The 24330-nt window shown below is 66.6% G+C and carries 18 protein-coding genes and 2 tRNA genes; 16 read left to right on the plus strand and 4 right to left on the minus strand.

Annotated elements, in window-relative coordinates; genetic code table 11:
* Positions 1-147: 147 nt before the first annotated feature.
* The 9 genes from ACQ260_RS00225 to ACQ260_RS00265 all read left to right on the plus strand — a co-directional run bounded on the left by ACQ260_RS00225 (position 148) and on the right by ACQ260_RS00265 (position 12601).
* Entirely contained in the window at positions 148-1068 is a 921-nt protein-coding gene (locus ACQ260_RS00225; protein ID WP_432557387.1) for a 2-hydroxyacid dehydrogenase, read from the plus strand.
* A gap of 73 nt (positions 1069-1141) precedes the next feature.
* Positions 1142-1549, plus strand: coding sequence for an HIT family protein (locus ACQ260_RS00230; protein ID WP_432557388.1), 408 nt, complete (start codon positions 1142-1144; stop codon positions 1547-1549).
* Positions 1539-2954 (plus strand): glycosyltransferase 87 family protein, encoded by a 1416-nt coding sequence (locus ACQ260_RS00235; protein WP_432557389.1) that lies wholly within the window; start codon positions 1539-1541, stop codon positions 2952-2954. The genes ACQ260_RS00230 and ACQ260_RS00235 overlap by 11 nt, the downstream gene beginning before the upstream one ends.
* Positions 2866-4701, plus strand: a complete 1836-nt coding sequence (ilvD, locus tag ACQ260_RS00240; RefSeq protein ID WP_432557390.1) for a dihydroxy-acid dehydratase — start codon at positions 2866-2868, stop codon at positions 4699-4701. The genes ACQ260_RS00235 and ilvD overlap by 89 nt, the downstream gene beginning before the upstream one ends.
* Positions 4702-4929: 228 nt before the next feature.
* On the plus strand, positions 4930-7983 hold the full coding sequence (locus ACQ260_RS00245) for a PKD domain-containing protein (protein ID WP_432557391.1): 3054 nt from the start codon (positions 4930-4932) through the stop codon (positions 7981-7983).
* 339 nt (positions 7984-8322) lie between these two features.
* Complete coding sequence (locus ACQ260_RS00250; protein ID WP_432557392.1) at positions 8323-10131, plus strand: acetolactate synthase large subunit; 1809 nt, start codon at positions 8323-8325, stop codon at positions 10129-10131.
* Complete coding sequence (gene ilvN / locus ACQ260_RS00255) at positions 10128-10670, plus strand: acetolactate synthase small subunit (RefSeq protein WP_432557393.1); 543 nt, start codon at positions 10128-10130, stop codon at positions 10668-10670. The genes ACQ260_RS00250 and ilvN overlap by 4 nt, the downstream gene beginning before the upstream one ends.
* A gap of 199 nt (positions 10671-10869) precedes the next feature.
* On the plus strand, positions 10870-11901 hold the full coding sequence (gene ilvC / locus ACQ260_RS00260; RefSeq protein WP_432557394.1) for a ketol-acid reductoisomerase: 1032 nt from the start codon (positions 10870-10872) through the stop codon (positions 11899-11901).
* Between the two features lie 127 nt (positions 11902-12028).
* Positions 12029-12601: a hypothetical protein gene (locus tag ACQ260_RS00265; protein WP_432557395.1), complete on the plus strand. Its 573-nt coding sequence runs from the start codon at positions 12029-12031 to the stop codon at positions 12599-12601.
* A 351-nt stretch (positions 12602-12952) separates the two neighbouring features.
* Here the strand turns inward: ACQ260_RS00265 and ACQ260_RS00270 are convergent, their stop codons facing one another.
* On the minus strand, positions 12953-14020 hold the full coding sequence (locus ACQ260_RS00270; RefSeq protein ID WP_432557396.1) for a 3-isopropylmalate dehydrogenase: 1068 nt from the start codon (positions 14018-14020) through the stop codon (positions 12953-12955).
* A 103-nt stretch (positions 14021-14123) separates the two neighbouring features.
* Between ACQ260_RS00270 and ACQ260_RS00275 the strand changes: the two genes are divergently transcribed.
* Together ACQ260_RS00275 and cimA are read left to right on the plus strand one after the other, a co-directional pair.
* On the plus strand, positions 14124-15215 hold the full coding sequence (locus ACQ260_RS00275; protein WP_432557397.1) for a branched-chain amino acid aminotransferase: 1092 nt from the start codon (positions 14124-14126) through the stop codon (positions 15213-15215).
* 86 nt (positions 15216-15301) lie between these two features.
* Entirely contained in the window at positions 15302-16906 is a 1605-nt protein-coding gene (gene cimA, locus ACQ260_RS00280) for a citramalate synthase (RefSeq protein ID WP_432557398.1), read from the plus strand.
* A gap of 7 nt (positions 16907-16913) precedes the next feature.
* Here cimA and ACQ260_RS00285 read toward each other — a convergent pair whose 3' ends face one another.
* A complete protein-coding gene (locus ACQ260_RS00285) occupies positions 16914-17693 on the minus strand; it encodes a DUF8692 domain-containing protein (RefSeq protein ID WP_432557399.1) in 780 nt (259 codons plus the stop codon).
* Positions 17694-17804: 111 nt separating this feature from the next.
* Positions 17805-19094 (minus strand): thymidine phosphorylase, encoded by a 1290-nt coding sequence (locus ACQ260_RS00290; protein ID WP_432557400.1) that lies wholly within the window; start codon positions 19092-19094, stop codon positions 17805-17807.
* A gap of 48 nt (positions 19095-19142) precedes the next feature.
* Here ACQ260_RS00290 and ACQ260_RS00295 point away from each other — a divergent pair, with 48 nt between their 5' ends.
* The 5 genes from ACQ260_RS00295 to ACQ260_RS00315 all read left to right on the plus strand — a co-directional run bounded on the left by ACQ260_RS00295 (position 19143) and on the right by ACQ260_RS00315 (position 22760).
* Positions 19143-19961 carry a fumarylacetoacetate hydrolase family protein gene (locus tag ACQ260_RS00295; RefSeq protein WP_432557401.1) on the plus strand — a complete coding sequence of 273 codons (819 nt, stop codon included), beginning with the start codon at positions 19143-19145 and terminating at the stop codon, positions 19959-19961.
* Entirely contained in the window at positions 19958-21496 is a 1539-nt protein-coding gene (gltX, locus tag ACQ260_RS00300) for a glutamate--tRNA ligase (protein WP_432557402.1), read from the plus strand. The genes ACQ260_RS00295 and gltX overlap by 4 nt, the downstream gene beginning before the upstream one ends.
* 49 nt (positions 21497-21545) lie before the next feature.
* Positions 21546-22460 carry a CPBP family intramembrane glutamic endopeptidase gene (locus tag ACQ260_RS00305; protein ID WP_432557403.1) on the plus strand — a complete coding sequence of 305 codons (915 nt, stop codon included), beginning with the start codon at positions 21546-21548 and terminating at the stop codon, positions 22458-22460.
* Positions 22461-22560: 100 nt separating this feature from the next.
* Positions 22561-22632 (plus strand) — tRNA-Gln (locus ACQ260_RS00310).
* Positions 22633-22687: 55 nt separating this feature from the next.
* Positions 22688-22760 (plus strand) — tRNA-Glu (locus ACQ260_RS00315).
* Between the two features lie 858 nt (positions 22761-23618).
* Here ACQ260_RS00315 and ACQ260_RS00320 read toward each other — a convergent pair.
* A complete protein-coding gene (locus tag ACQ260_RS00320) occupies positions 23619-24149 on the minus strand; it encodes a DUF4342 domain-containing protein (RefSeq protein WP_432557404.1) in 531 nt (176 codons plus the stop codon).
* Positions 24150-24330 lie beyond the last annotated feature (181 nt).

The raw sequence follows: 24330 nt of genomic DNA on the forward strand, positions 1-24330 counted from the left end.
GGCCGACTCAGCAGCCCGGCGTACCCCTCGAGAACCGGCTCCACTGAGCGCGCGACCGCGCTGGACGCGGAGTGACCGCCGGGTGAGCACCATCGCGGCTGTGATAGGGATGCCGCATGTACGCCACGAGTACCGCGGAGGTTTGAGATGAGAGCCTGGCTGCCGTTCGCCACTCTGGCCGAGGCCGAGCAGGCGCTCGGCCCGCTGCCCGCGGGCGTGGAATTCGACCCGTTCCCCGACCCCGAGGGCCCCTGGCCGGAGACGATCGACGAAGTCGGCTTCCTCGTGGTGCCCTACCTCAGCGGCACCGACTGGCTGGCGCGGATCGGGGAGATGACGAGCCTGCAGGTGGTCCAGCTCAACCTCGCCGGCTATGACGCCTATGTCGGCCGGATCCCCGACGGGGTGGCGCTCTGCAACGCCGCCGGTGTGCACGACACCGGGACCGCGGAGATGGCGCTGGCGCTCCTGCTCGCTCAGGGCCGCAAGCTCGACCGCTATGCGCGCAACATGACCGCCGGGCACTGGGAGCGCGACGGATTCGGCTGGTCGATCGCCGACCGCCGGGCCCTCATCGTCGGCTATGGCGGCATCGGTCAAGCCATCGAGCGCCGGCTGGAGCCGTTCGAGCTGGCGAGCATCACGAAGGTGGCCAGGACCGCCCGGGGCGACATCCACGCCTTCGGCGACCTCGACGGGTTGTTGCCCGAAACCGACATCGTGCTCATCGCCTGTCCGTTGACCGAGGAGACCGCCGGCATGTTCGACGCCCGCCGCCTCGCCCTGTTGCCGGACGGTGCCGTCGTCGTCAATGTCGCCCGCGGCCCGATCATCGACACCGACGCGCTCCTCGCCGAGACGTCCGCGGGGCGTCTGCGCGCTGCACTCGACGTCACCGACCCCGAACCGCTGCCGCAGGACCACCCGTTGTGGCACAGTCCCGGCGTACTCATCGCGCCCCACACCGGCGGCCCCGCGACTTCCTTCTGGCCCCGCGCCAACGCCCTCATCGCGCGTCAGCTGGCCCACTGGGCCAAGGGCGAACCACTGGAGAATCGGGTCCGCTGAGTGCGTGCCGGGCTGCGGGACGCCCTCGTCGGCGCCTGCCGGACGCGGCCCGGATTGTGGTAGTGATGCCCGCATGGATTGTCTGTTCTGCGCCATCATCGCCGGTGACGTCCCGTCGCGGCAGATCTATGCCGACGACCACGCGGTCGCCTTCCTCGACATCGCGCCGTGGCACCGCGGACACAGCCTGGTGATCCCGCGCCGGCATGTGGTCGACGTCCTCGAGGAGGGTCCCGCACTCATCGATATCGCGCCGGCAATCCAGACCACCTCTCGGTTGCTGATGGACCGCCTGGGCGCCGACGGGCTCAACATGGTCATGAACAACCGCGCGGTCGCGGGGCAGGAGGTCTTCCACCTGCACGTGCATCTCGTGCCGCGATATTCGGAGCACCCCGGCATGCGGGCGCTGTTCCGGCCCGATCCTGCCGCCGGGTCGGACCTCGACGCTCTGCACGCCCATCTGACCGGTGCCGTCTGAGACAGCAGGCCCGGGGGTAGCGGCTGACGAAGCACCCCGACCCCTCAGCCGACGTCTGCTGCGGCTCACGATCGAGGTTGCCCCCGCGCTCGTCGTCGCGCTGGTTCTTCTGCCCTGGATCATCGCCACCGGCAGCGGCCGGCCCTGGCAGCCCGCCATGATCGATCTCGACGTTTACGTGGCGGCAGTCCGGGACCTGCTGGCGGGCGGGGACATCTATGCCACCCGCACCCCGAAGTGGAATCTGCCGTTCATCTATCCACCGATCGCCGCGCTGATCATGGTGCCGGTGGCGTGGCTGCCGACCTGGGTCCTGCAAATCGTGTGGGCGGTCCTGACCGTCGTGGCGCAGCGCCTGATCCTGGTCCGGGCGGGAGTACGCCGCGCAGGTGCGCTTGCGCTGGCCAACGCGGGCCTGGTGCTGGCGTTCGAACCGTTTCGGACCACTCTCGGATACGGCCAGGTCAACACCCTCCTGATGGCGCTGGTCGTCGCGGATCTCCTGCCGCGGAGGGAACGGTCCGGGTGGTTCCCCCGAGGTGCCTTGATCGGGCTGGCGGCGGCCATCAAGCTCACCCCGCTGGCGTTCGTGGTGTTCGCCGTGCTGGTCGGGCGGCGCGCGGTGGCGGTCTGGGGGGTGGGCACCTTCGTCGGGCTGACCGGGCTCGGCGCGCTGATCCTGCCGCGGGAGACCGCGGTGTTCGCGCGCAAGGTTCTGACCGGCAATCTTTACGGGGACCCGGTGTATGTCGGCAACCAGTCGGTGAATGCCGTCTTTGCGCGGCTGGTGGGAAACGACCCGACGACCGAACGGATCGCGCTTCTCGCGAGCGGGCTCGCCGGCCTCCTGGCGTTGATCGTGGCCGTCCTGTGGTGGCGACGCGGACAGCGCGTCCTCGCCGTGGGGCTCGTGGGTCTCGCGACCTGCCTCGCCTCCCCGCTGTCCTGGACCCACCATCATGTGTGGGCCCTGCTGATTGCAGTGGCGGTCTTGTCCAGCACGTTGGCGTGGTGGCCCCGGGTCGTGGGCGGCACGTGGTCACTGTGGATCGCGCTGTGCCCGGTGTTGGTGTTCCTGCCCTACGGTTCGGGCGCCGAGGCAGGCTATTCGGTGGGTCAGCAGGTCGTGGCCAATCTCGGCCCGGCGCTGGCCATAGCGCTGTGCTTGGGCCTGCTCGTCGAGGCGATCGCAGGATCCGATCGGGGGCTGGCCGTCCCAACGAGCAGCCGGTGCGCAGGGTTGAGTGCTCGGCTAATGTCGTGCGCATCACTCCTGGCGGCGTGCGGAGCGCCGTCCCGCCCGTTGAAGGACAACCATGCCCGAACTTCGTTCCCGCACCAGCACACACGGCCGCAACATGGCGGGCGCCCGCGCGCTCTGGCGCGCGACCGGCATGGGCGATGACGATTTCGGCAAACCGATCGTCGCGATTGCCAACTCCTTCACCCAGTTCGTGCCCGGGCACGTCCACCTCAAGGACATGGGGCAACTCGTGGCCGGCGCGGTGGCGGAGGCCGGGGGAGTGGCCAAGGAGTTCAACACCATCGCGGTCGACGACGGCATCGCGATGGGGCACGGCGGCATGCTCTATTCATTGCCGAGCCGCGAACTGATCGCGGACTCCGTCGAATACATGGTCAACGCCCACTGCGCCGACGCGCTGGTGTGCATCTCCAACTGCGACAAGATCACCCCCGGCATGCTGATGGCTGCGATGCGCCTCAATATCCCGGCCGTGTTCGTCTCGGGCGGGGCGATGGAGGCCGGCAAGGCGATGGTGATCGACGGGGTGGCCTATGCAAAGACCGATCTGATCCAGGCCATGAGCGCCACCGCCGATGACGCGGTCTCCGATGCCGAGGTGCTGGACATCGAGCGCTCCGCGTGCCCGACGTGTGGTTCCTGCTCGGGCATGTTCACCGCCAACTCGATGAACTGCCTCACGGAGGCCCTCGGGCTGTCGCTGCCAGGCAACGGCACGACCCTGGCCACCCACGCCTATCGGCGGGAGCTGTTCCTCACCGCGGGCCGGACCGTGGTCGACTTGGCCCGTCGCTATTACGAGAAGGACGACGAGTCGGTCCTGCCCCGCAACATCGCGAACAAGGCGGCTTTCCGCAACGCGATGGCGCTCGACATCGCCATGGGGGGGTCGACCAACACGATCCTGCACACGCTCGCTGCCGCGATCGAAGGAGAGATCGACTTCACCCTCACCGACATCGAGGACCTGTCGAAGCGGGTGCCCTGCCTGGCCAAGGTCGCGCCGAATCACAACGACTATCACATCGAGGACGTGCACCGCGCCGGCGGCATCCCCGCGCTGCTGGGCGAACTCGACCGCGCCGACCTGCTCGAGGACTCCGTTCACACCGTGCACAGCCACGATCTGCGAACGTGGCTGGACGCCTGGGACATCCGCGGCGACAAGGCGGTGCCCGAGGCCGTCGACCTGTTCCACGCTGCCCCGGGTGGCGTGCGGACCACGGAGGCGTTCTCCACCGAGAACCGCTGGGATGCGCTCGACACGGACGCGGCGGAGGGATGCATCCGGGACGTCGCGCATGCGTACACGAAGGACGGCGGTCTCGCCGTGCTCTACGGCAACCTCGCGACCGAAGGTGCCGTGATCAAGTCCGCGGGCATCGACGAGGAGCTCTTCCACTTCGTCGGAACGGCGATCGTGGTCGATTCGCAGGAGGATGCGATCACCAAGATCCTGGACAAGACGGTGCAGCCCGGACACGTCGTGGTGATCCGCTATGAGGGTCCGCAGGGAGGACCGGGGATGCAGGAGATGCTCTATCCCACGTCATTCCTGAAGGGACGCGGGCTCGGCAAGACTTGTGCCCTGATCACTGACGGCCGCTTCTCGGGTGGCACGTCGGGCATCTCGATCGGCCACATCTCCCCGGAAGCGTCCGGTGGCGGCACGATCGGCCTCGTCGAGGACGGGGACGAGATCGAGATCAACGTCCACAAACGGCTGCTGCGACTCAACGTCGACGATGCCGAACTGGAGCGGCGCCGGGCCGCGAAGGGTGCCCTTCCCTGGGCGCCGGCGAGCCGCGATCGAGTGGTCTCCAAGGCGCTGAAGGCCTACGCCGCGATGGTGCGTCCTGCTTCCTTCGGAGCCGTCCGCGACATCTGACAGGAGCATTTCGGGCAGGGCCGCTGGGCACGGTCCCCGCGGGCCTCACCTGTTCCTGGCACTTCCGGTTCCGGGCAACGGAGAATGAGGGACGGCTGAACGGACCGGCAGCCAGTTAACGGCTGCATAACGTTCTCGATTCGACCTGTGCGGAAGCCGTGGAGTTGCGCGAAATCCTGCGGTTCCCACCGTTAGTCTGCGGGTGCCCACAGAACCTACGGGGGAAGAATGAAGAGAACACTGCGTGCGCGCGTGCTGTGTCTGATGGCGATGGTCGCCCTGGCGCTCCCGCTCGCGATCGCCGGCCCAACGGGAGCCGCCCATGCGGCCATCCCCTCGGGCTTCCAAATCGTCAACTATCCGACTGGCCATGCGCCCGGCATGGGGACCGCGCTGACGGACTTCGCCTTCACGCCGGACAACAAGGGCTACTACAGCCTCGGCAAGGGCGGCTCGGTCCGCTGGTCCTCCCTGGACGGCCGGATCAACCGTGAGATCGCCCGGCTGTCCGTGACCACCCAGCAGGACCTCGGCGCCGTTTCGATCGACCTCGGTCACAACTACGGACTGCCCGGCGGCTCCAACAGCCTTTGGATCGTGCGGATTCGCCCCGACGGCCGTCCCGGCCGTTGCCCCGAGGACAACGCCTGCGGCGAGAACGTCCTCAGCGAATTCAACGTCAACTTCGACGCCGCCGGCAACCCGGTCAGCCTGGGCGCCGAGCGCCGCGTGCTCTGGTTCCCCAACCGCGACATCACCCACGGCATGGACAGCGTCGTCGTCGACAAGGACGGCTCGCTCTGGGTCAGCATCGGTGACGGCGCGAGCTTCCGCGAAATGGATCCGGACGCTTTCGACGCTCAGCGTCGTGACTCGCCGTACGGCCGCATCATGCACATCGACCGCGAGGGCGCGGGCATGCCGACCAACCCCGAGTTCGACCCGCGGAACAGCCATGCGTGGTATTCGAAGACCTACGCGCGCGGCTTCCGCAACCCGTTCCGTCTCCGCCTCCACCCGACGCTGGGTCTCCCGATGGTCGGCGACGTGGGCTGGAACACCACCGAAGAGCACAACATTGTGCGCCGCGGTGGCAACTATGGCTGGCCGTGCTGGGAAGGCACCGCCCGGACCCCCGAATACTCCACGCGTCTCGCCGGGTGCGCAACCGTGACGAGTGCGACGCCGATCTTCCAGTATTCCCGCGACCGCGGCATGGGCAGCAGCGCCATGGGCGGCATCATCTACACCGGCACCCCGGACGGCAGCCCGGGCTATCCGTCGAGCTATGTGGGCACGTACTTCTTCGCCGACTACACCGCCGGCCGGATCTACACCATGCGCTTCAACGACACGGCCACGGCGCTCGTCACCCCGCCGAACCCGGCCGGCTGGGCCACCAACGTCGCCCCGAACGCCGTCGGCATCCCGGTGTCACTGAAGCACGCGGCCAACGGCGATGTCGCCTATTCCGACTTCGCCTCCGGCAACATCCGGCGCCTCTCCTACATCAGCTCGAACCGGTCTCCTGTCGCCAATGCGAGCTACCGGACGACCAGCAATGCGAACGAGGTCGCTTTCACCCTCGACGCCAGCGATCCCGACAATGATCCGCTGAGCTATCGGTGGACGTTCGGTGACGGCACCACCTCGACCGACCCCAACCCCGTCAAGCGCTACGGCTCCGCCGGAACCTATGACGTCCGCGTCGTGGTGACCGATGGTCGCGGTGGCTCGACCACGGTGGACCTGCGCGTCAACACGGCCGACGGCACGCCGACCCTGACGCTGACCACGCCGCCGGCCACCCGCACCTATGCGGTCGGTGACGCCATCAACCTCACCGCCACGGCAACGGACGACGAGGACGGTGCGCTGACCGCGGACGTTCAGTGGAGCACACAGCTCGAGACCTGCAAGGGCGACGTCTGTGAGACCACGACCGGTCCGTCGGCCACCGGTGGCACCTACAACGCCACCTACACGGTCGGCGCCGGTGACTTCACCAACTGGCACATCACCGCACGGGTCACCGACAGCTCGGGTGCGACCCAGACGCAGACCTATGTCGCGCGTCCGACCCTCCGCAGCCTGACGGTCACCAACAACGCCGGTGCGCCGATCTCGATCAACGGAGCCCTCGGTGGCACCCGCCAGATCGCGGTCGGCTCCTCCGTCGGTCTGGTGGCCCCGCGCAGCGCGGACGGCACCACGTTCATGCGATGGAGCGACGGTTCCGACCTGAGCTCGCGCACGATCACCATGCCGAACAGCGATCTCGCTCTCGAGGCGGTCTACAGCACCCGGATCTCGCAGCGCTACGACAGTGATGCCGCAGCGCGGGCGACCCTCGGTGCGCCGGTCGGTCCCGAGGTCTCGATCCCGGGCGTCGGCCGCCAGCAGGTCTACGAGCGCGGTCACATGTACTACTCGGAGAGCGCCGGCGTCCGCATGGTCTACGGCGCAATCCTGGCGACCTACATCAGCCAGGGCGGGGCTGCCCGTCTCGGTGTCCCCACGACTGATGAGATTGCCACGCCGGACGGTGGCGGCCGGATGAACAACTTCGCCGGCACTGCGGCCAACCCGTCGCCGGTGATCTATTGGAAGCCGGCCACCGGTGCCCATCTGGTGATGGGTTCGATCAAGGCGCAGCACGACACGATGGGTGCGACCCGCGGCGTGCACGGTTATCCGCGGAACTCCGAGTCCACGACGCCGAACGGGCGTGCGCAGTACAACGACTTCGAGAACGGCGGCATCTATTGGAGCGGCACGACGGGTGCTCGCAGCGTCTATGGCGCCATCTATGGCACCTGGTCCCGCTTCGGTTGGGAGGCCGGTCACCTCGGCCTGCCGACCACCTCGGAGCTCGCCACGCCGAACGGACGCGGTCGTTACAACCACTTCGAGGGTGGCTCGATCTACTGGTCGCCGGCGACCGGCGCCAATGAGATCCGGGGATCCATCCGCGCCAAGTGGGCCGGCCTCGGCTGGGAGACCTCCTTGCTGCGGTTCCCGACCACCAACGAACTCCCGACTCCTGACCGAGTCGGACGGTTCAACCACTTCGAGGGTGGCTCCATCTATTGGAGCCCGCGCACCGGGGCCTGGGAAGTCCATGGCCTGATCCGCGAGGAGTGGGCACGTCGTGGCTGGGAGCGTTCGTCGCTCGGCTATCCGACCAGCGACGAGTTCGCTGTCCCGGGTGGTCGTCGCTCGAACTTCGAGCGCGGCTATATCGAGTGGGTCAACGGGCGCATCAACGTCGTCGTTCGATGACGGTCTGACGCGCTGAAAACAGCAACAGCGGTCACGGGCTTTCGGGCTCGTGGCCGCTGTTGTTCTGCCTGCGGTCCGTGATGTGGTCGGCCTGTGCCGAAGTTGATTTGGCTGCCAGCATGAGGCATTGTGTGCGTGTGCAGCAGTACCAGATTCTCGTAGTGAACTAGCGTGTCGGCCGGGTGATCCCCCGCAACCGGTGCGCTCCCTCGCCTGCCTCGTGGCAGCGGGGGTTTTTTGTTGCAGGTGACCCCTGCGCAGGAGGAACGACGAGAGGAACGGACTGATGACGTGGGTGCGCAGAGTGCGGCCCACGCTCACAGAACGTGGAGGACACAGATGAAGGTCTCAGAGACTCAGGCGGCACCGCCGCCGACCGATGAGGACGCGGCGGAGGGCCAACAGGCTCCTGAAGCGCCCCAGACCATGACCGGCTCGCAGGCGCTGGTCAGGTCACTGGAGATGGCCGGGGTGGAGGTGGTCTTCGGCATTCCGGGTGGCGCGATTCTCCCTGCCTATGACCCGCTCTTCGATTCCGAGATCGTCCGGCACATCCTCGTGCGCCACGAGCAGGGTGCCGGTCACGCCGCACAGGGCTACGCGGTTGCCACCGGCCGTGTCGGCGTCTGCATGGCCACATCCGGGCCAGGGGCGACCAACCTCGTCACCCCGCTCGCCGATGCCTATATGGACTCGGTCCCGATCGTTGCCATCACCGGACAGGTCAGCAGCAAGGCGATCGGCACGGACGCCTTTCAGGAGGCCGATATTCGGGGCATCACGATGCCCATCACCAAGCACAATTTCTTGGTCACCAAGCCCGAGGACATCGCCACTGCCGTCGCGGAGGCGTTCCACATTGCGCTCTCCGGACGTCCCGGTCCGGTCCTGGTGGACATCAGCAAGGACGCCCTCCAGAACTCGTGCGAGTTCGAGTGGCCCAAGACCCTCGAACTGCCCGGCTATCGCCCGACGACCAAGCCGCACAGCAAGCAGATCCGGGAGGCCTCACGTCTCATCTCCGAGGCGTCCCGCCCGACGTTCTATGTCGGTGGCGGAGTCGTCAAGGCCAAGGCGTTCGCTGAACTCCGCGAGTTGGTCGAGCTCACGGGTATCCCGATCGTGACGACCCTCATGGCCCGGGGCGCTTTCCCGGACAGCCACGATCTGCACATGGGCATGCCTGGGATGCATGGCTCGGTCTCGGCGGTCGGAGCGTTGCAGCGCAGCGATCTGCTCATCGCGCTGGGCACTCGATTCGACGATCGTGTCACGGGAGAGCTCAAGTCGTTCGCTCCCGACGCGAAGATCATCCATGCCGACATCGACCCTGCGGAGATCTCGAAGAACCGCCGGGCCGACGTGCCGATCGTCGGTGACGTCAAGGAGGTCATCTCCCAGCTCATCGGCCGCATGAAGGAGGCCGACGTTCCGGACTACTCCGGGTGGGTCGCCTATCTGGACGAGATGAAGCGGCGCTATCCGACGGGCTACGACGAGCCCGAGGACGGCAGCCTCTCGCCGCAGTACGTCATTCAGCGCATCGGCGAGCTGACCGGGCCGGACGCGTACTATGCAGCCGGTGTGGGCCAGCACCAGATGTGGGCAGCCCACTTCCTGCCGTTCGAGACCCCTGGCCGCTGGCTCAACTCCGGCGGTCTCGGCACGATGGGCTATTGCGTTCCCGCGGCCATGGGCGCCCAGGTCGCCCATCCCGGCGAGATCGTCTGGGGCATCGATGGCGACGGTTGCTTCCAGATGACCAACCAGGAACTCGTCACCTGTGCGCTCGAGGGCATCCCGGTCAAGATCGCCGTCATCAACAACGAGTCGCTCGGCATGGTTCGCCAGTGGCAGACGCTGTTCTATGGCGGACGCTATTCCAACACGGACCTGAACTCGTGGCGCATTCCCGACTTCCCCAAGCTCGCCGAAGCGATGGGTTGTGTGGGTCTGCGGGCCGAATCCCGAGATGAAGTCGACGACGTCATCAAGCAGGCACTCGAGATCAATGACCGGCCGGTCGTGGTCGAGTTCGTGGTGCACAAGGACGCAATGGTGTGGCCGATGGTCCCCGCCGGCACGAGCAACAACGCCATCCAGATCGCCCGTGACATGGCCCCGGATTGGGAAGGAGAGGTCCTGTGAGCGACTTCAAGAACCACACGCTCTCGGTCGTCGTCCTCAACAAGCCGGGCGTCCTGACCCGGATCGCCGCGCTGTTCTCCCGGCGTGGGTTCAACATCGAGTCTCTGGCCGTGGGCCCGACGGAGGATCCGGCGTTGTCGCGGATCACCCTGGTGGCGAACGTCGACGAGGTCTCGCTCGAACAGCTCACCAAGCAGTTGAACAAGCTGGTCGAGGTCCTCAAGATCGTCGAACTGGACGACACCGCCGTGCGTCGCGAGTTGCTGATGATCAAGGTTCGGGCCACCCCGGAGATCCGCAGCCAGGTCCTTGAGATCGTCAACCTGTTCCGGTCCAAGACCGTGGACATCGCAGCCGATTCGATGACGATCGAGGCGACCGGCGGCACCGACAAGATCGAGGCTCTCGTCCGGATGCTCGAGCCCTACGGCATCAAGGAATATGTCCAGTCCGGCGTCGTGGCGCTCAGCCGTGGCAGCCGGTCCCTGACGGACCGCACCGCCCGGGGCGAGCGCGCGCGCCCGATCCGGATCGTCTGAGGCGATGAGTACGCCCGGGAATCCCCGGGCGTACTCCGGACGCGAATCCCCAGACTCGCGCCACCAGGCGTCAACCACTAACCTCAACCCGTCATCACTGGCGGGGGCAACACTTTCTTTCGGCAAGGACCGCTTGCCGGGACCAACATTTCCTGCGGCAACCAAGGCTTGCCGGAAGCGACAAGGAGAACCAAGCACCGTGGCAACCGAACTTTTCTATGACTCCGATGCCGATCTGTCCGTGATCCAGGGCCGCAAGGTCGCTGTCATCGGCTTCGGCAGCCAGGGCCACGCCCACTCGTTGTCGCTGCGCGACTCCGGTGTCGATGTGCGCGTGGGTCTGGCGGAGGGCTCCAAGAGCCGCGCCAAGGCCGAGGCCCAGGGCCTGCGCGTCGTCACCCCGGCCGAGGCGGCCAAGGAGGCGGACGTGATCATGATCCTCGTCCCGGACCACATTCAGCGCAAGGTCTATGCCGAGGACGTCGAGCCCAACCTGAACGAGGGCGACGCCCTGTTCTTTGCGCACGGCTTCAACATCCGCTTCGGCTATATCAAGCCGCCGGCCAACGTGGACGTCGCCATGGTCGCGCCGAAGGGGCCGGGTCACCTCGTGCGGCGTGAATACTCCGAGGGTCGCGGCGTGCCCGTGCTCGTCGCAGTCGAGCAGGACGCCACCGGCAAGGCCTGGGATCTCGCCCTGTCCTATGCCAAGGGCATCGGCGGGCTGCGCGCCGGTGGCATCAAGACCACCTTCACCGAAGAGTGCGAGACCGACCTGTTCGGTGAGCAGGCCGTGCTGTGCGGCGGCATGTCCCACCTCGTCCAGGCCGGATTCGAGACCCTCGTCGAGGCGGGCTATCAGCCTGAGGTCGCCTACTTCGAGTGCCTCCACGAGCTCAAGCTCCTCGTCGACCTGATGTACGAGGGTGGCATCGCCAAGATGCGTTGGTCGATCTCCGACACCGCTGAGTTCGGTGACTATGTCTCCGGCCCGCGGGTGATCGACGACCATGTCAAGGCGAACCTGAAGCAGATCCTGGCCGAGATCCAGGACGGGAGCTTCGCCAAGAAGTTCATCGACGACCAGGACAACGGTGCCAAGGACTTCCAGGGTTACCGCGACTCCCACGAGTCCCACCAGATTGAGGCCACCGGCAAGGAGCTCCGCGGCCTGATGGCGTGGGTCAAGTCGCATGACGACGACTATGTCGAGGGCACCGCGGCGCGCTGATCGACCACCGCTCGTCCGGTGCGACGAGCTCTCATCCCGACCCCGTCCGGAATCTTCCGGACGGGGTCGCGCCATTCCGGACGAAGGGCGGTGCCGCCCGACGGGCCCGGTGAGGCAGGATTGCTGCATGTCGGATGCCGAGCATTCCCTGCAAGGACAACGTCAGCAGATCCGTCGACGACGGCGGAGGCGCAACTTGGTGGCGCTCGGCGTCGTTCTGGCGCTCGTCGTGGCGGCCCTGGTTGCCGTGGCCTTGAACGCGGGGCGATGGGGGGTCCCACTGTTCGGGTTCACCAACGAATATGGCTCCAAGTGCCGCAATGACTGGCTCGGGCACCAATGCTCCGAGCTGACGATGGCCGACGTCGAGCGCCACATCCGAGTTGATGTCCCGGATGGGGCCCGCTTGCTCTCCGGGGCATGGCGGCAAACCCATGACTATGAGTTGACTGCGCGCCTCGTCTATCCGCAGGCGGTCGCGCGGGAGGGCTGGGACCGGCTGACCGAGGAATACGGCGACTGCAGGGAGAACCTGCCCAGCCCCCTCGACGCCGAGCCGGGGCTGACCGGCCTGTGCGTGATGACGAATGCCGGCAGTTTCGGGTTGGGCTCGGAGCCGGGCCCGGAGATCTGGCGAATCGCGACCGGCACGCAACCGGACGGTGACACGGTGGTCGATCTGCTGATCCGCAGCCGCTGACCCCGCGGATAGCCATCGCCTGTCCACCATGTGAGCCAAGTCACGAGTCCGTGCCCGATAACTACTAGGGGGACCTACTATTCATTCGGTAGCCCTACTATTTCGTGGGCGTCCGATCGAATGCGAAGGAGCGGCTCGTGTACGACATGTACCCCCAAGCGTGGTCAGAGCAGTCGGCGACCGGCCCCCAGCCCCAGGCACCCGCGCCGCGTCGTCGCCGCCGGGCCCCGGTCCCGCAGCCAGAAGTTCCCGTGCGGCTCGAGGCCTGACCTCACCTCACCCATCAACGCGCAACGAGCGCTGCCGACGAACCGGCAGCGCTCGTTGCGCGCTCAACAGGCTTGCCAGGATTCAGACGCGGGCAGCGATGGCGTCACCGATGCCCGCGGTGGTCCGACGCTCGCCCTTGCGCTCTGCGATGTCGGCGTTGACCGCGTTCTCGATCCTCTTGGCCTCGTCGGTGCGGCCCAGGTGGTCGAGCATCATCGCGGTGGACAGGATGGCCGCGGTCGGATCCGCGAGCTGCTGTCCGGCGATGTCCGGCGCAGAGCCGTGCACTGGCTCGAACATCGACGGGAAACGTCCGTCCGGGTTGATGTTGCCGCTGGCGGCGAGACCGATGCCACCGGTGACCGCCCCGGCCAGGTCGGTGAGGATGTCCCCGAACAGGTTGTCGGTGACGATGACGTCGAAGCGCGCCGGGTCGGTGGCGAGGAAGATCGTCGCCGCATCGATGTGCAGGTAGTCGGTTTCGACCTGCGGATATTCCGCCGCGATCTCCTCGAAGTAGCGACGCCACAGGCCGCCGGCATTGACCAGCACATTGTGCTTGTGGACCAGAGTGAGGTGGTTGCGGCGGTTGGTGGCGCGGACGAAAGCATCACGGATGATGCGCTCGACGCCCAGCGCGGTGTTGACGCTCACCTCGGTCGCGATCTCGTTCGGGGTGCCCTGCCGGACCACACCACCGTTCCCGCAATACAGGCCCTCGGTGCCCTCACGGACGATCAGGAAGTCCACGGACTTGCCGTCGATGACGTGGGCGGCCAACGGAACCGGCATGCCCGGATAGATCTTGGACGGCCGGAGGTTGACGTAGTGATCGAAAAGGAACCGCAGCCGCAGCAACAGCCCCCGCTCCAGGATGCCCGACGGCACCCGCGTGTCGCCGGGGGCAGCACCCACGGCGCCCAGCAGGATCACGTCGGCCTGCTTGAGTTCCTCGACCACAGAGTCGGGCAGGACCTCACCGGTCCGCAGCCAGCGCTCGGCGCCGAGGTCATAGTCCACCTTCTCGAAGGTGTCCGCACCGGCCACCGCGTCGAGGACTTTGAGCCCTTCGGCGACGACTTCCGGTCCGATTCCGTCCCCACCGATGACAGCCAAGGTGGGCTTGCTGTTGTTCACGTTCGTCGACACCCGTCGCAATCTAGTGACCGCGCTCGCGCACGAGCAGGGGGTCTCAGGAATCCCGCCCCGGGCGTACGCGGTCTCTTCCGGCCGCATGCGATAAGTTCCCCGCATGAGTCTGAACTTCGACGTCCATCGCAACCCGCAGCCGCGCTCCGCGGAGCAGCGGAATGCCATCCTGGCCAACCCGGGATTCGGGACGAGGTTCACCGACCACATGGCCGTCGCGACATGGACGGCAGTCGACGGGTGGCATGACTCGGCTGTGGTGCCGTATGCGCCGTTCCAGCTCGATCCGGCGGCCGCGATCCTGCATTACGCGCAGGGCGTGTTCGAGGGGCTCAAGGCCTATCGACATCCCGACGGATCGATCTGGCTCTTCCGTGCGGAGGAGAACGCGAAACGCTTCCAGAACTCCGCACGCAGGCTCGGTCTGCCGGAGCTGGCGGTCGACGACTTCCTGGGCAGCATCCAGGCGCTGGTCCGCGCCGACCGGGAGTGGGTGCCCGATCCCGCCGGCGGCGAGGCGAGCCTTTATCTGCGTCCGTTCATGTTCGCGTCGGAGGCGTTTCTCGGCGTCCGCGCGGCCCATCACGTTACTTATTCACTGATCGCATCGCCGGCCGGCGCCTATTTCGCCTCCGGGGTGAAGCCGGTGTCGATCTGGATCACGACCAAATACTCCCGAGCGGGTGCCGGCGGCACCGGAGCGGCCAAGTGCGGCGGCAACTATGCCTCGTCGCTGCTCGCCCAGGAGGAGGCCGCCCGCAACGATTGCGCTCAGGTGCTCTTCGCCGACGCCGGCAGCCATGAGTTCGTCGAGGAACTCGGCGGCATGAACATCTGGTTCGTCCGGGATGGAGAGCTCGTCACCCCCGCGCTCACCGGCTCGATCCTGGAAGGTGTCACACGTTCCTCCATCCTCACGTTGGCCGCGCAGCGTGGCCTTCGGCCCGTCGAGCGCGCAGTGGGGTTGGCCGAGCTGCTGGAAGGCATTGCGGACCACTCGATCACCGAGGTCTTCGCCTGCGGCACCGCGGCAGTGATCACACCGATCGGTCGGTTCGCGGACGAATCGGGCCGGGACTACACGGTGGGTGATGGTCACGTGGGTCCGCACACTGCGGGTCTGCGGCAGTCGCTGCTGGATGTCCAGTTCGGCCGGGCCGAGGACACGCAGGGTTGGCTGACGCGCATCGCCTGACGCGTTCGCGGTCGTCCCGGGCGCTGTCCGGTCTCAGCCCGCGAGAGGGACTGGCCAGATAGTGGGCGCCTGACCAGACTTGGGGGGTGACCCTCAGCCATGATTCGTACGCCCAGCCATCGCTCGTCGCGCCCGAGTCCTTCCAGGTCTACGACACGACGCTGCGGGACGGTGCCCAGCAGGAGGGCCTGCGTCTGTCCGTCGCGGACAAGCTGAAGATCGCGGGCCACTTGGACGACTTCGGAGTCACCTTCATCGAGGGTGGCTGGCCGGGAGCGAACCCGGGCGACACCGCGTTCTTCGAGGCGGTGCGGTCCGGGGAGATCACGCTGAAACACTCGTTGTTGTCGGCGTTCGGCTTCACCCGCAGGGTGGGTCGCAAGGCCGCGGACGACCCCATGATCGCGGCTGTCCGGGACTCGGGTGCGCCGGTCGCCTGCCTCGTGGCGAAGAGCCACGTGCGCCACGTCGAGCAGGCGCTGCGCACGACGCTTGCCGAGAACCTCGAGATGATCGCGGACACGGTCGCCCACCTCGTCGCCGAGGGGCAGCGCGTCTTCCTCGATGCCGAGCACTTCTTCGACGGCTATCGGACGGACCGGGGATATGCCTTGGAGGTCATCCGCACCGCCGCCGACGCGGGTGCCGAGGTCGTGGTGCTGTGCGACACCAACGGCGGCATGCTGCCCTCCTGGATGCCGGACATCGTGGGCGACGCCGGGGAGGTCGGGATCGACCTGGGGATCCACTGCCACAACGACTCCGGCTGCGCAGTTGCCAACACCCTTGCCGCCGTGGAGGCCGGTGCCGTCCATGTGCAGGGCACGATCAACGGTTATGGGGAGCGCACCGGCAACGCCGACCTGCTGCAGGTGGTGGCGAATTTGGAGCTGAAGTACGGCTGGGAGGTGTTGCCGCCCGGCTCGCTTGCTGAAGCGACCCGCATTTCCCACGCGATCGCCGGAGTCACCAACAGCCCCGGATCACCGCGGCAGCCCTATGTCGGGCAATCGGCGTTCGCGCACAAGGCGGGTCTGCACGCGTCGGCGATCCGCGTCGACCCGATGCTCTATCAGCACATCGATCCGGCGGTCGTCGGCAACGACATGCGCACCCTCGTGTCCGATATGGCCGGTCGCGCGAACATCCAGCTCAAGGGCGAGGAACTCGGCTACGACCTGTCCGATCGTGACTTGGCGGCGAAGGTCACCGACGTGGTCAAGGAGCGTGAGTCGCGTGGCTATTCCTATGAGGCTGCGGACGCGAGCTTCGAGTTGCTGCTCCGCGACGTGACCGATCGACTGCAGTTGCCCTTCGAGGTCCACCACTGGCGTGTGCACACGCATTCCCACAGCCCGACCCAGACCGACACCGAAGCGACGGTGAAGCTCACGGCCAAGGCGATCGAGCGTCTGTTCGTGGGGGAGGGGAACGGTCCGGTCAACGCCCTCGACCATGCGCTGCGCAGGGCGCTCGCCGACGCTTATCCCCAGGTGCTCTCCTATGACCTCACCGACTATCGGGTGCGCATCCTCGACGAGGGGCACGGCACCGATGCAACCGTCCGCGTGCTCATCGACACCACCGACGGCGAGCGCTCCTGGACGACCGTCGGGGTGGGGGAGAACGTGATCGAGGCCTCCTGGGAGGCGCTCAGCGACGCCTATCTCTATGGGCTGATCACCGAATAGCCAGCGGTCACCCGTCGGTGCGTGTCCGCAGAGACGAGCCGCTCCCGCGCTCGGCTTCGGCGGGCGTGAGAGGGTGACCCGCGCCCAGGTCAAGGCGGCGAATCCCCGGAATCCGCGCGCGGACCCGCTGCAGCATTCGAGGCGATTGATGGCCCAGCGCGGTGTGGAACAGATAAGCCACTAGAAGGCTCAACGCGAGCATTTCTCCACCGTCTTCGACCAGACCCAACACCATTTCGATCGGTGCGAAAGCCCCCAGCAGGCTGTGAACAGCGTCGACGCCGACCGCGAAGAACGCCATCAGGCCGACGAGCAGCAGAATGTCGATGAATATGCCACGGACCACGGGCCGGCTGAAGAAGCAACCGATCAGGACCAGCCCCAGCCCCACGGCGATCGCAGCCACCGCTACCAGGAGCTCACCGATGTGATAGGAACGCAGGCCGAAATGGGGGATCTGCAGAACCTCGGCGAGCCATGCCCCCACGTTCTCGTGGATCTGCAGCACGTCATCCAGCGCTAGATAGGCAATGAATGGCACCCATAACAGCAGAGCCTTGGTGCGCCCGGTGCGGGCCAGCACCACCAGGAGCAGTCCACACCAGGCGAATTTGGCGTACTGGAGGAATTCCGCGTAGCCGCCGTCCTGAGTGACGGACCACACGGGCCCCGCCACCCCTAGACCGGTGTGGAGAACTGCGTCGACCACGATCATGAGCACGTCGAGAACGACCAGCATGCCAAGCAGCAGCAATGCGGGAAGGTTTCGATTGGATGTCCTCCACATGACTGCACAGTAAACACCGAACTTGAGCGTCCGAGTAACATTTCGCCGTCCGTGATCAAATGCGGCCCTCTTTGCGGGCCTTACTGCTGCGGTCAGCCGGTCAGTCGAAGGTCAACCGATGCGGTCCAGCACGACCGGGCCGACGATCGGCGGCTCGGACTCGACGGTGAGGGCGTCGGCCAGGTCGGCGAGCGCAGATTCGAAGCGTTCCGGGGTATCAGTGTGGAGGGTGAAGACAGGCTCGCCGCGGCGCACCTCGTCACCCGGGCGCACATGCCACTCCACACCCGCCCCCGCCTGGACAGGATCCTCCTTGCGAGCCCGGCCCGCCCCGAGCCGCCAAGCCGCGAGCCCCACGGACAGCGCGTCGAGGGACGTGACGTACCCATCCGCATCCGCGCGCACGACCTCCGTGTGCCGAGCCACCGGGAGCGATGCCTCGGGATCGCCCTCCTGGGCTGCGATCATCGCCCGCCAGACGTCCATCGCCTTGCCCGAAGCCAGCACCTGCGCCGGGTCAACATCGGCCCGCCCGGCACCGGCCAGCATCTCCCGGGCGAGTGCCAGGGTGAGTTCGACAACGTCGGCAGGCCCGCCGCCCGCCAGCACCTCGACGGACTCGCGCACTTCGAGCGCGTTGCCCGCCGTCCGGCCGAGCGGGGTGGACATGTCGGTGAGAAGGGCCGTCGTGCGTACGCCCGCGTCAGTGCCCAGCCCGACCATCGTGCGAGCCAGTTCGGCTGCCTGGTCGCCGGTCTTCATGAATGCCCCGGACCCGACTTTCACGTCCAGCACCAGAGCCCCAGTGCCTTCGGCGATCTTCTTGCTCATGATCGAGCTGGCGATGAGGGGGATCGACTCGACGGTGCCGGTGACATCGCGGAGCGCGTACAACTTCTTGTCCGCCGGCGCCAGACCGGACCCGGCCGCACAGATCACCGCACCGACCACCGACAGGATCTGCATCATGCGGTCATTGGTGAGCGACGCCTGCCAGCCGGGGATCGACTCGAGCTTGTCGAGGGTGCCACCCGTGTGGCCGAGCCCCCGCCCGGAGAGCTGGGGGACCGCGACACCGCAGGCTGCCACCAACGGAGCCAATGGCAGGGTGATCTTGTCGCCCACCCCGCCCGTCGAGTGCTTGTCGGCGGTCGGTCGCCCGAGGCCGGAGAAGTCGAGCCGCTCACCGGTGCCGATCATCGCTGCGGTCCAGCGCCGCAGTTCTCGGGGCTCGAGCCCTCGGAAGAAGATGGCCATGGCCAGCGCGGACATCTGTTCGTCGGCGATCAGTCCCGCGGTATAGGCCTGAATGAGCCAGTCGATCTGGGCGTCGGTGAACGCCGCCCCGTCCCGCTTGGCTCGGATGAGGTCAACGGTCTCGAAGCGGTCACTGGTGTTCATGGATGGCAGTATGCCTGCCGCCGGTCAGCCGACCGATAGGGTGGGGCAATGCGCGTCGCACGCTTTTCCACCGGGGGAGACCCGGTCTATGGCCTTGTCGAGCTCGCCGAGGACGGCGGGCCGCACCCCGATACCGTTGCCGTCATCAGCGGAGATCCGCTGGCGACCTCGGTCCAGTTCACCGGCGAACGTCACGCCCTGGCTGACGTCCGGCTGCTGGCACCGGTGATCCCACGGAGCAAGGTGATCGCAGTCGGTCCCAACTATGTGGATCTGGCGAGGGACCTCGGTCAGGAACTGACCGACACCCCGATCACGTTCTTCAAGCCGAACACCGCGGTCATCGGGCCGAACGAAGCGATCATCTATCCCGATTTCAGCCGGGAGGTCGGCTTCGAGGGTGAGCTCGCCGTGGTGATCGGTCGCATCTGCAAGGAGGTCCCGCCGGAGCGGGTGCAGGATGTGATCTTCGGGTACACGATCGGCAACGACGTCTCCGCCCGGGATATCCAGTTCAACGAAGCCCAGTGGAGCCGGGCCAAGGGCTTCGACACCTCGTGCCCGCTCGGTCCGTGGATCACCTGTCACCTGTCCGTGGAGGAGGCGCAGAACCTGCGGATCACCACGACCCTGGACGGCGAGGTCCACCAGAACGCGTCGACCGCCGACATGGTCCACTCGATCACCGATCTCGTGTCGTTCATTTCGGGCTATATGACCCTGCTGCCCGGGGACGTCCTGTTGACCGGCACTCCCGGCGGTGTCGGGCTCATGGAGCCCGGCCAGACCGTGTCCGTCAGCATCGAACAACTCGGCACGCTCACCAACCCGGTGATCGGCGGTCCGTTGGCAGGAGATCAGCAGTGACCGACGCCCCCGCGTCCCAGGCGTCTGACGCCGTCACGCAGGACGTGCTCGGCGGCCTCGACCCCAGCGAGGTCCGCGTACGCTTTCCACCCTCGCCCACCGGAAATCTGCACGTCGGCAACGTCCGGAGCGCCCTGTTCAACTGGGCGTTCGCCCGGCACTTCGGCGGCACATTCGTCCTGCGGATCGAGGACACGGATGCTGCGCGCAGCACCGAGGAGTCCTTGCGAGGCGTGCTCGACGCACTCGACTGGCTCGGCCTCGATCCCGATGAAGGCCCGGAACAGGGCGGCGACTATGGGCCATATGTGCAGTCGGAGCGACGAGACGTGTACGCCGAGGTCGTCGACCGGCTGATCGCCGGCGGTCACGCCTATCGCTGCTACTGCACCCGTGAGGAGCAGGAGGCTCGCATCGAGGCCTCCGGAGGTGACGCGCAGGCCGGATACGACGGCCACTGCCGCGACCTGAGCGAGGAACAGGTGTCCGCCTATCAGGCGGAGCAGCGTTCCTTCGTCGTGCGGATGCGGATGCCGGACCGGGACATCACCTTCCACGACCTGGTCCGCGGCGAGATCACCTTCCCGGTCGGAAACGTGCCGGACTACGTGATCGTGCGGGGCAACGGTGATCCGCTGTACACGCTGGTGAATCCCGTCGACGATTCCCTGATGCGGATCACGCACGTGCTGCGCGGCGAGGATCTGCTGTCGTCGACCCCGCGGCAGATCGTGCTTTATCAAGCGTTGGCCGAGTTGGGGATCGGTTCGGGGCGTACGCCGATCTTCGGCCACCTGCCGATGGTGATGGGGGAGGGCAACCGACGACTGTCCAAGCGCGACGCCGGCTCGGGACTCGCCGAATATCGCGAGCGAGGATTCCTGCCCGAGGGGCTGCTGAACTATCTGGCGCTCCTCGGCTGGGCGATCGCGGAGGATCGCGACGTGTTCACGATGGCGGAGATGGTCGAGGCCTTCGACATCCGACGCGTGAGCGGCAACCCGGCACGGTTCGACCCGAAGAAGTGCGAGGCGATCAACGCCGCTCACATCCGGATGCTGTCCGACGCCGAGCTGGTGCCGCACCTGGTGCCGTTCATGGTGAGTGCCGGTTTGGTTACCGACCCACCCCAGGCCGACGAGCTGGCAAAGCTCGAGGGAGCGACGCCGCTGATCAAGGAGCGGCTGAACACCTGCGGCGAGGTGGTGGAGAAGGTTCGGTTCCTCTTCACGCCGGACGAGCGGATCGAGATCGAGGAAAAGGCCCGGCTCAAGCCGGACGACGCAGCGGTGCTGGACGCGGCGGTCGGGGCCTTGGAGACGCTGGAGCCGTTCGAGGCGGATGCGATCCAGACGGCGTTGCGGACGTCGCTCGTTGATGGGCTGGGGCTGAAGCCGAAGTTCGCGTTCGGACCGGTTCGCGTCGCGCTCACCGGCAGCAAGGTGTCCCCACCTCTGTTCGAATCGATGGAGCTGCTCGGTCGGGCGTCCACGCTTGATCGACTGGCCCGGGCTCGCGCCACCGTCGAGGCCTGAGGTGGCCGGCGGGAATATCGCGCCGACACACGGTTGGGGGTCGCCCGGGTTGGCGGCGCCCCGACCGGGTGCGACTTATCCGCTGGTCCTGCGGGGTGAGTCGTACGCATGGTGGCGCTCGGCGATGGGTGTCCTGCTCGCACCGATGTTCTGGCTCCTCCTCGGGGGGGCACTGTCCTCCGGGGTGCTGTTTCTGGCTTGGCAGATCCGCGATCGGGGACTGTCTCAGGAGGCGTTCTTTGCCGCTGCCCTGCGGTATGAGTTCTGGGAGGGGATGCTGGCCGGACACCTCCAGATCGCCCTGCTGATCCCGATCACCCTGCTCATGGTGCGGTCGTGGCACATGGTTCATCCGAGCTATCTGTGGTCGGTCGAAGGTCGTCCTCGCTGGGGATATCTGTTCGTGTGTGCAGCGGTCGCCGCGGTTGTGTTCGGGGCGTACATCGGCACGATGCCCTTGCGAGGTGCTCCGCTGACGTGGCAGCCCCAAGAAGGATTCTGGGCGTTCTTCGTGGTCATCCTGATTACGTCGCCGCTGCAGGCTGCCGCAGAGGAGTTCCTGTTCCGCGGCTATCTGCTGCAGGCGTTGGGTTCGCTGGTCGCCAATCCCTGGTTCGGTGTGGTGACTTCGGCGTTGGTGTTCGCGCTGTTCCACAGCACGCAGAACCTGCCATTGTTTCTGAGCCGTTTCGCGTTCGGGCTCGTCATGGGTTGGTTGGTGCTGCGCACCGGGGGTATTGAGGCGGCCGTCGCCGCGCACGTCGTGAACAACGTCTTCGCGTTCACCCTGGCCGGGCTGACCAGCACGATCTCGGAGGCGCGGACGCTGACCGAGGTCGGGTGGGCCCAGTCGTTCTCCGACGTCATCATCTATTCGATCATCACGCTCATCGCCGCCGGCGTCGCCGTTGCGATGAAGCTGCGGAACAGGGTGCCCGAGGAGGACCGCACAGCGGCACGGTGACAGGGTTGTGATTTGCGAGCACGCGCGGTGTGGAGTAATGTTTCTCCTCGTTGCCGGGGCGAAAACTCGGGCAACCGAGCCGCTGGGACACCAGTGGCATTGGGGTATGGTGTAATTGGCAGCACGACTGATTCTGGTTCAGTTAGTTGAGGTTCGAGTCCTTATACCCCAGCGGAGAAGCGATTTCGCACGGAATAGATCTCTGTGCTAGGTTTCTTCAGCTAGATGGCCCCGTTGTGTAGCGGCCTAGCACGCCGCCCTCTCAAGGCGGTAGCGCGGGTTCGAATCCCGTCGGGGCTACGCTATTCGCCCGGATTCCAAGGTTATGGAATCCGGGCGATAATCATTTCTGGCAGAGTTGATTGCCGCATTCTGGCTTGAGTTAAGGATGCCAGCGGCTGCTATCTTGGTTGGATTTCACGGAATCTGCTTGGGTAGTTTCACGAAATCAGAGGGCGCAATTGCCGAAAGGGTTTCGAGGATCAAGGATGGATCTGGGTCTTTCAGGCGAGTGTGGTGAGTGGATCAAGACGTTCGCCGGTACGTGAGGTCTCAGGCCTGACTTGGGATAGTCGGGCCAGCGCTTGGGATGTCAGGACTTCACTTGAGACCGGCCTGCAACTGTGGAAGGCCTGCACTTAAGACAGGCTGGCCGCGTGTCCGCTTGCTGGCGTACGTACGTTCGCGGGTTCAACGATCACACCACTCGCACCAAGATCATGAAGAGCCGCTGGTGCACGTTGGTGCTGGATACCAGCAAGCTCACTGGCTCAGGCGTGGCAACTCTCATTGGGCACGCAGGCGCCGCATTCTGCCCGGATCGGTGCGGCTGTCGACACGACAGTGGCACTGGGGCCCGTCGGGCGGCATCGGGCCCGCTAGCGCTGCATTGGGCCCGTCGGGGCGGCGTCGAGCCCGCTAGCGCCGCATTGAGCCCGCTAGCGCTGCATTCCGCATGGTGTGCATGCCGTGCGGAATGCGGCTTTCGCGGGCCTAATGGAGAGTGCGCGGGCCCAATGGGAGGTACGCGGGCCCAATGGGAGGTACGCGGGCCCAATGGCGGGTGACGCCGAGCCCGCGGGCCCCACTGGGGCGACATTAAGCGTCATTGCGGGAAGAACCGACCGCGGCTTCTCGCCAGTCCTCCCGGTCTCCACTTCAGATGTTTGCGCTGGGGTCCTCGGGTGCGCTGGGGTCCTCGGGTGCGCTGGGGTCCTCGGGTGGGCGGCGGTGTTCGGCAGCGTCGTCCGCATAGGTCTCGGTGTCCACCGGCTCGGGCTCGAACGGGTCCTCCACAAACCCGGCGGTCCCTTCGCCCGCAGCGCCCGCAACGTCGGCTGACTCGGAGTTCGGGTCGCTGGTCGCTGCCGAATCCGGTGCGCCCGCAGCCGGGGAGGTCGCCGACTCTGAGTCAAGTGGGTCGGCGCGCTCGACTTCGAGCTGTACGCGCGCCACTACGGCTGCCAAGGCGCCCACCGCGGCCAGCACGGGGGAGGCGACGCTGAGCAGACCACCGGCGACGACCGAAACGTTCAGCGGCAGGCTGAGGAGTTCCTGGCCGCGCTGGTCCTTGATAACCACGCGGCGGGCGTTGATGTCACGAATCAAGTCGTTGAGCTTGGCCACCAACTGATCGCCGGCTACCTCGATCTTGTCGACGAACGGGCTGGTGCGCTGTGCGTCCTTCATGGTTCCTCCGACTGCTCGCTGGGACCCTCCACTCTAGGCGCAGGCAGCCAAGACGCGGCCAGATAACCGGTCCGGCCTGAACGAGCGGTCAGCGGTCCGACTGCATTGGCCGCGCCAACATCCGCACACTACGACCGAACACGTCCCCCCTTCTGTGGCTGATTGCGGGGCCCGGTATAAG

It is taken from the genome of Ammonicoccus luteus (genome assembly GCF_050880385.1).
Classification (GTDB): Bacteria; Actinomycetota; Actinomycetes; order Propionibacteriales; family Propionibacteriaceae; genus Enemella.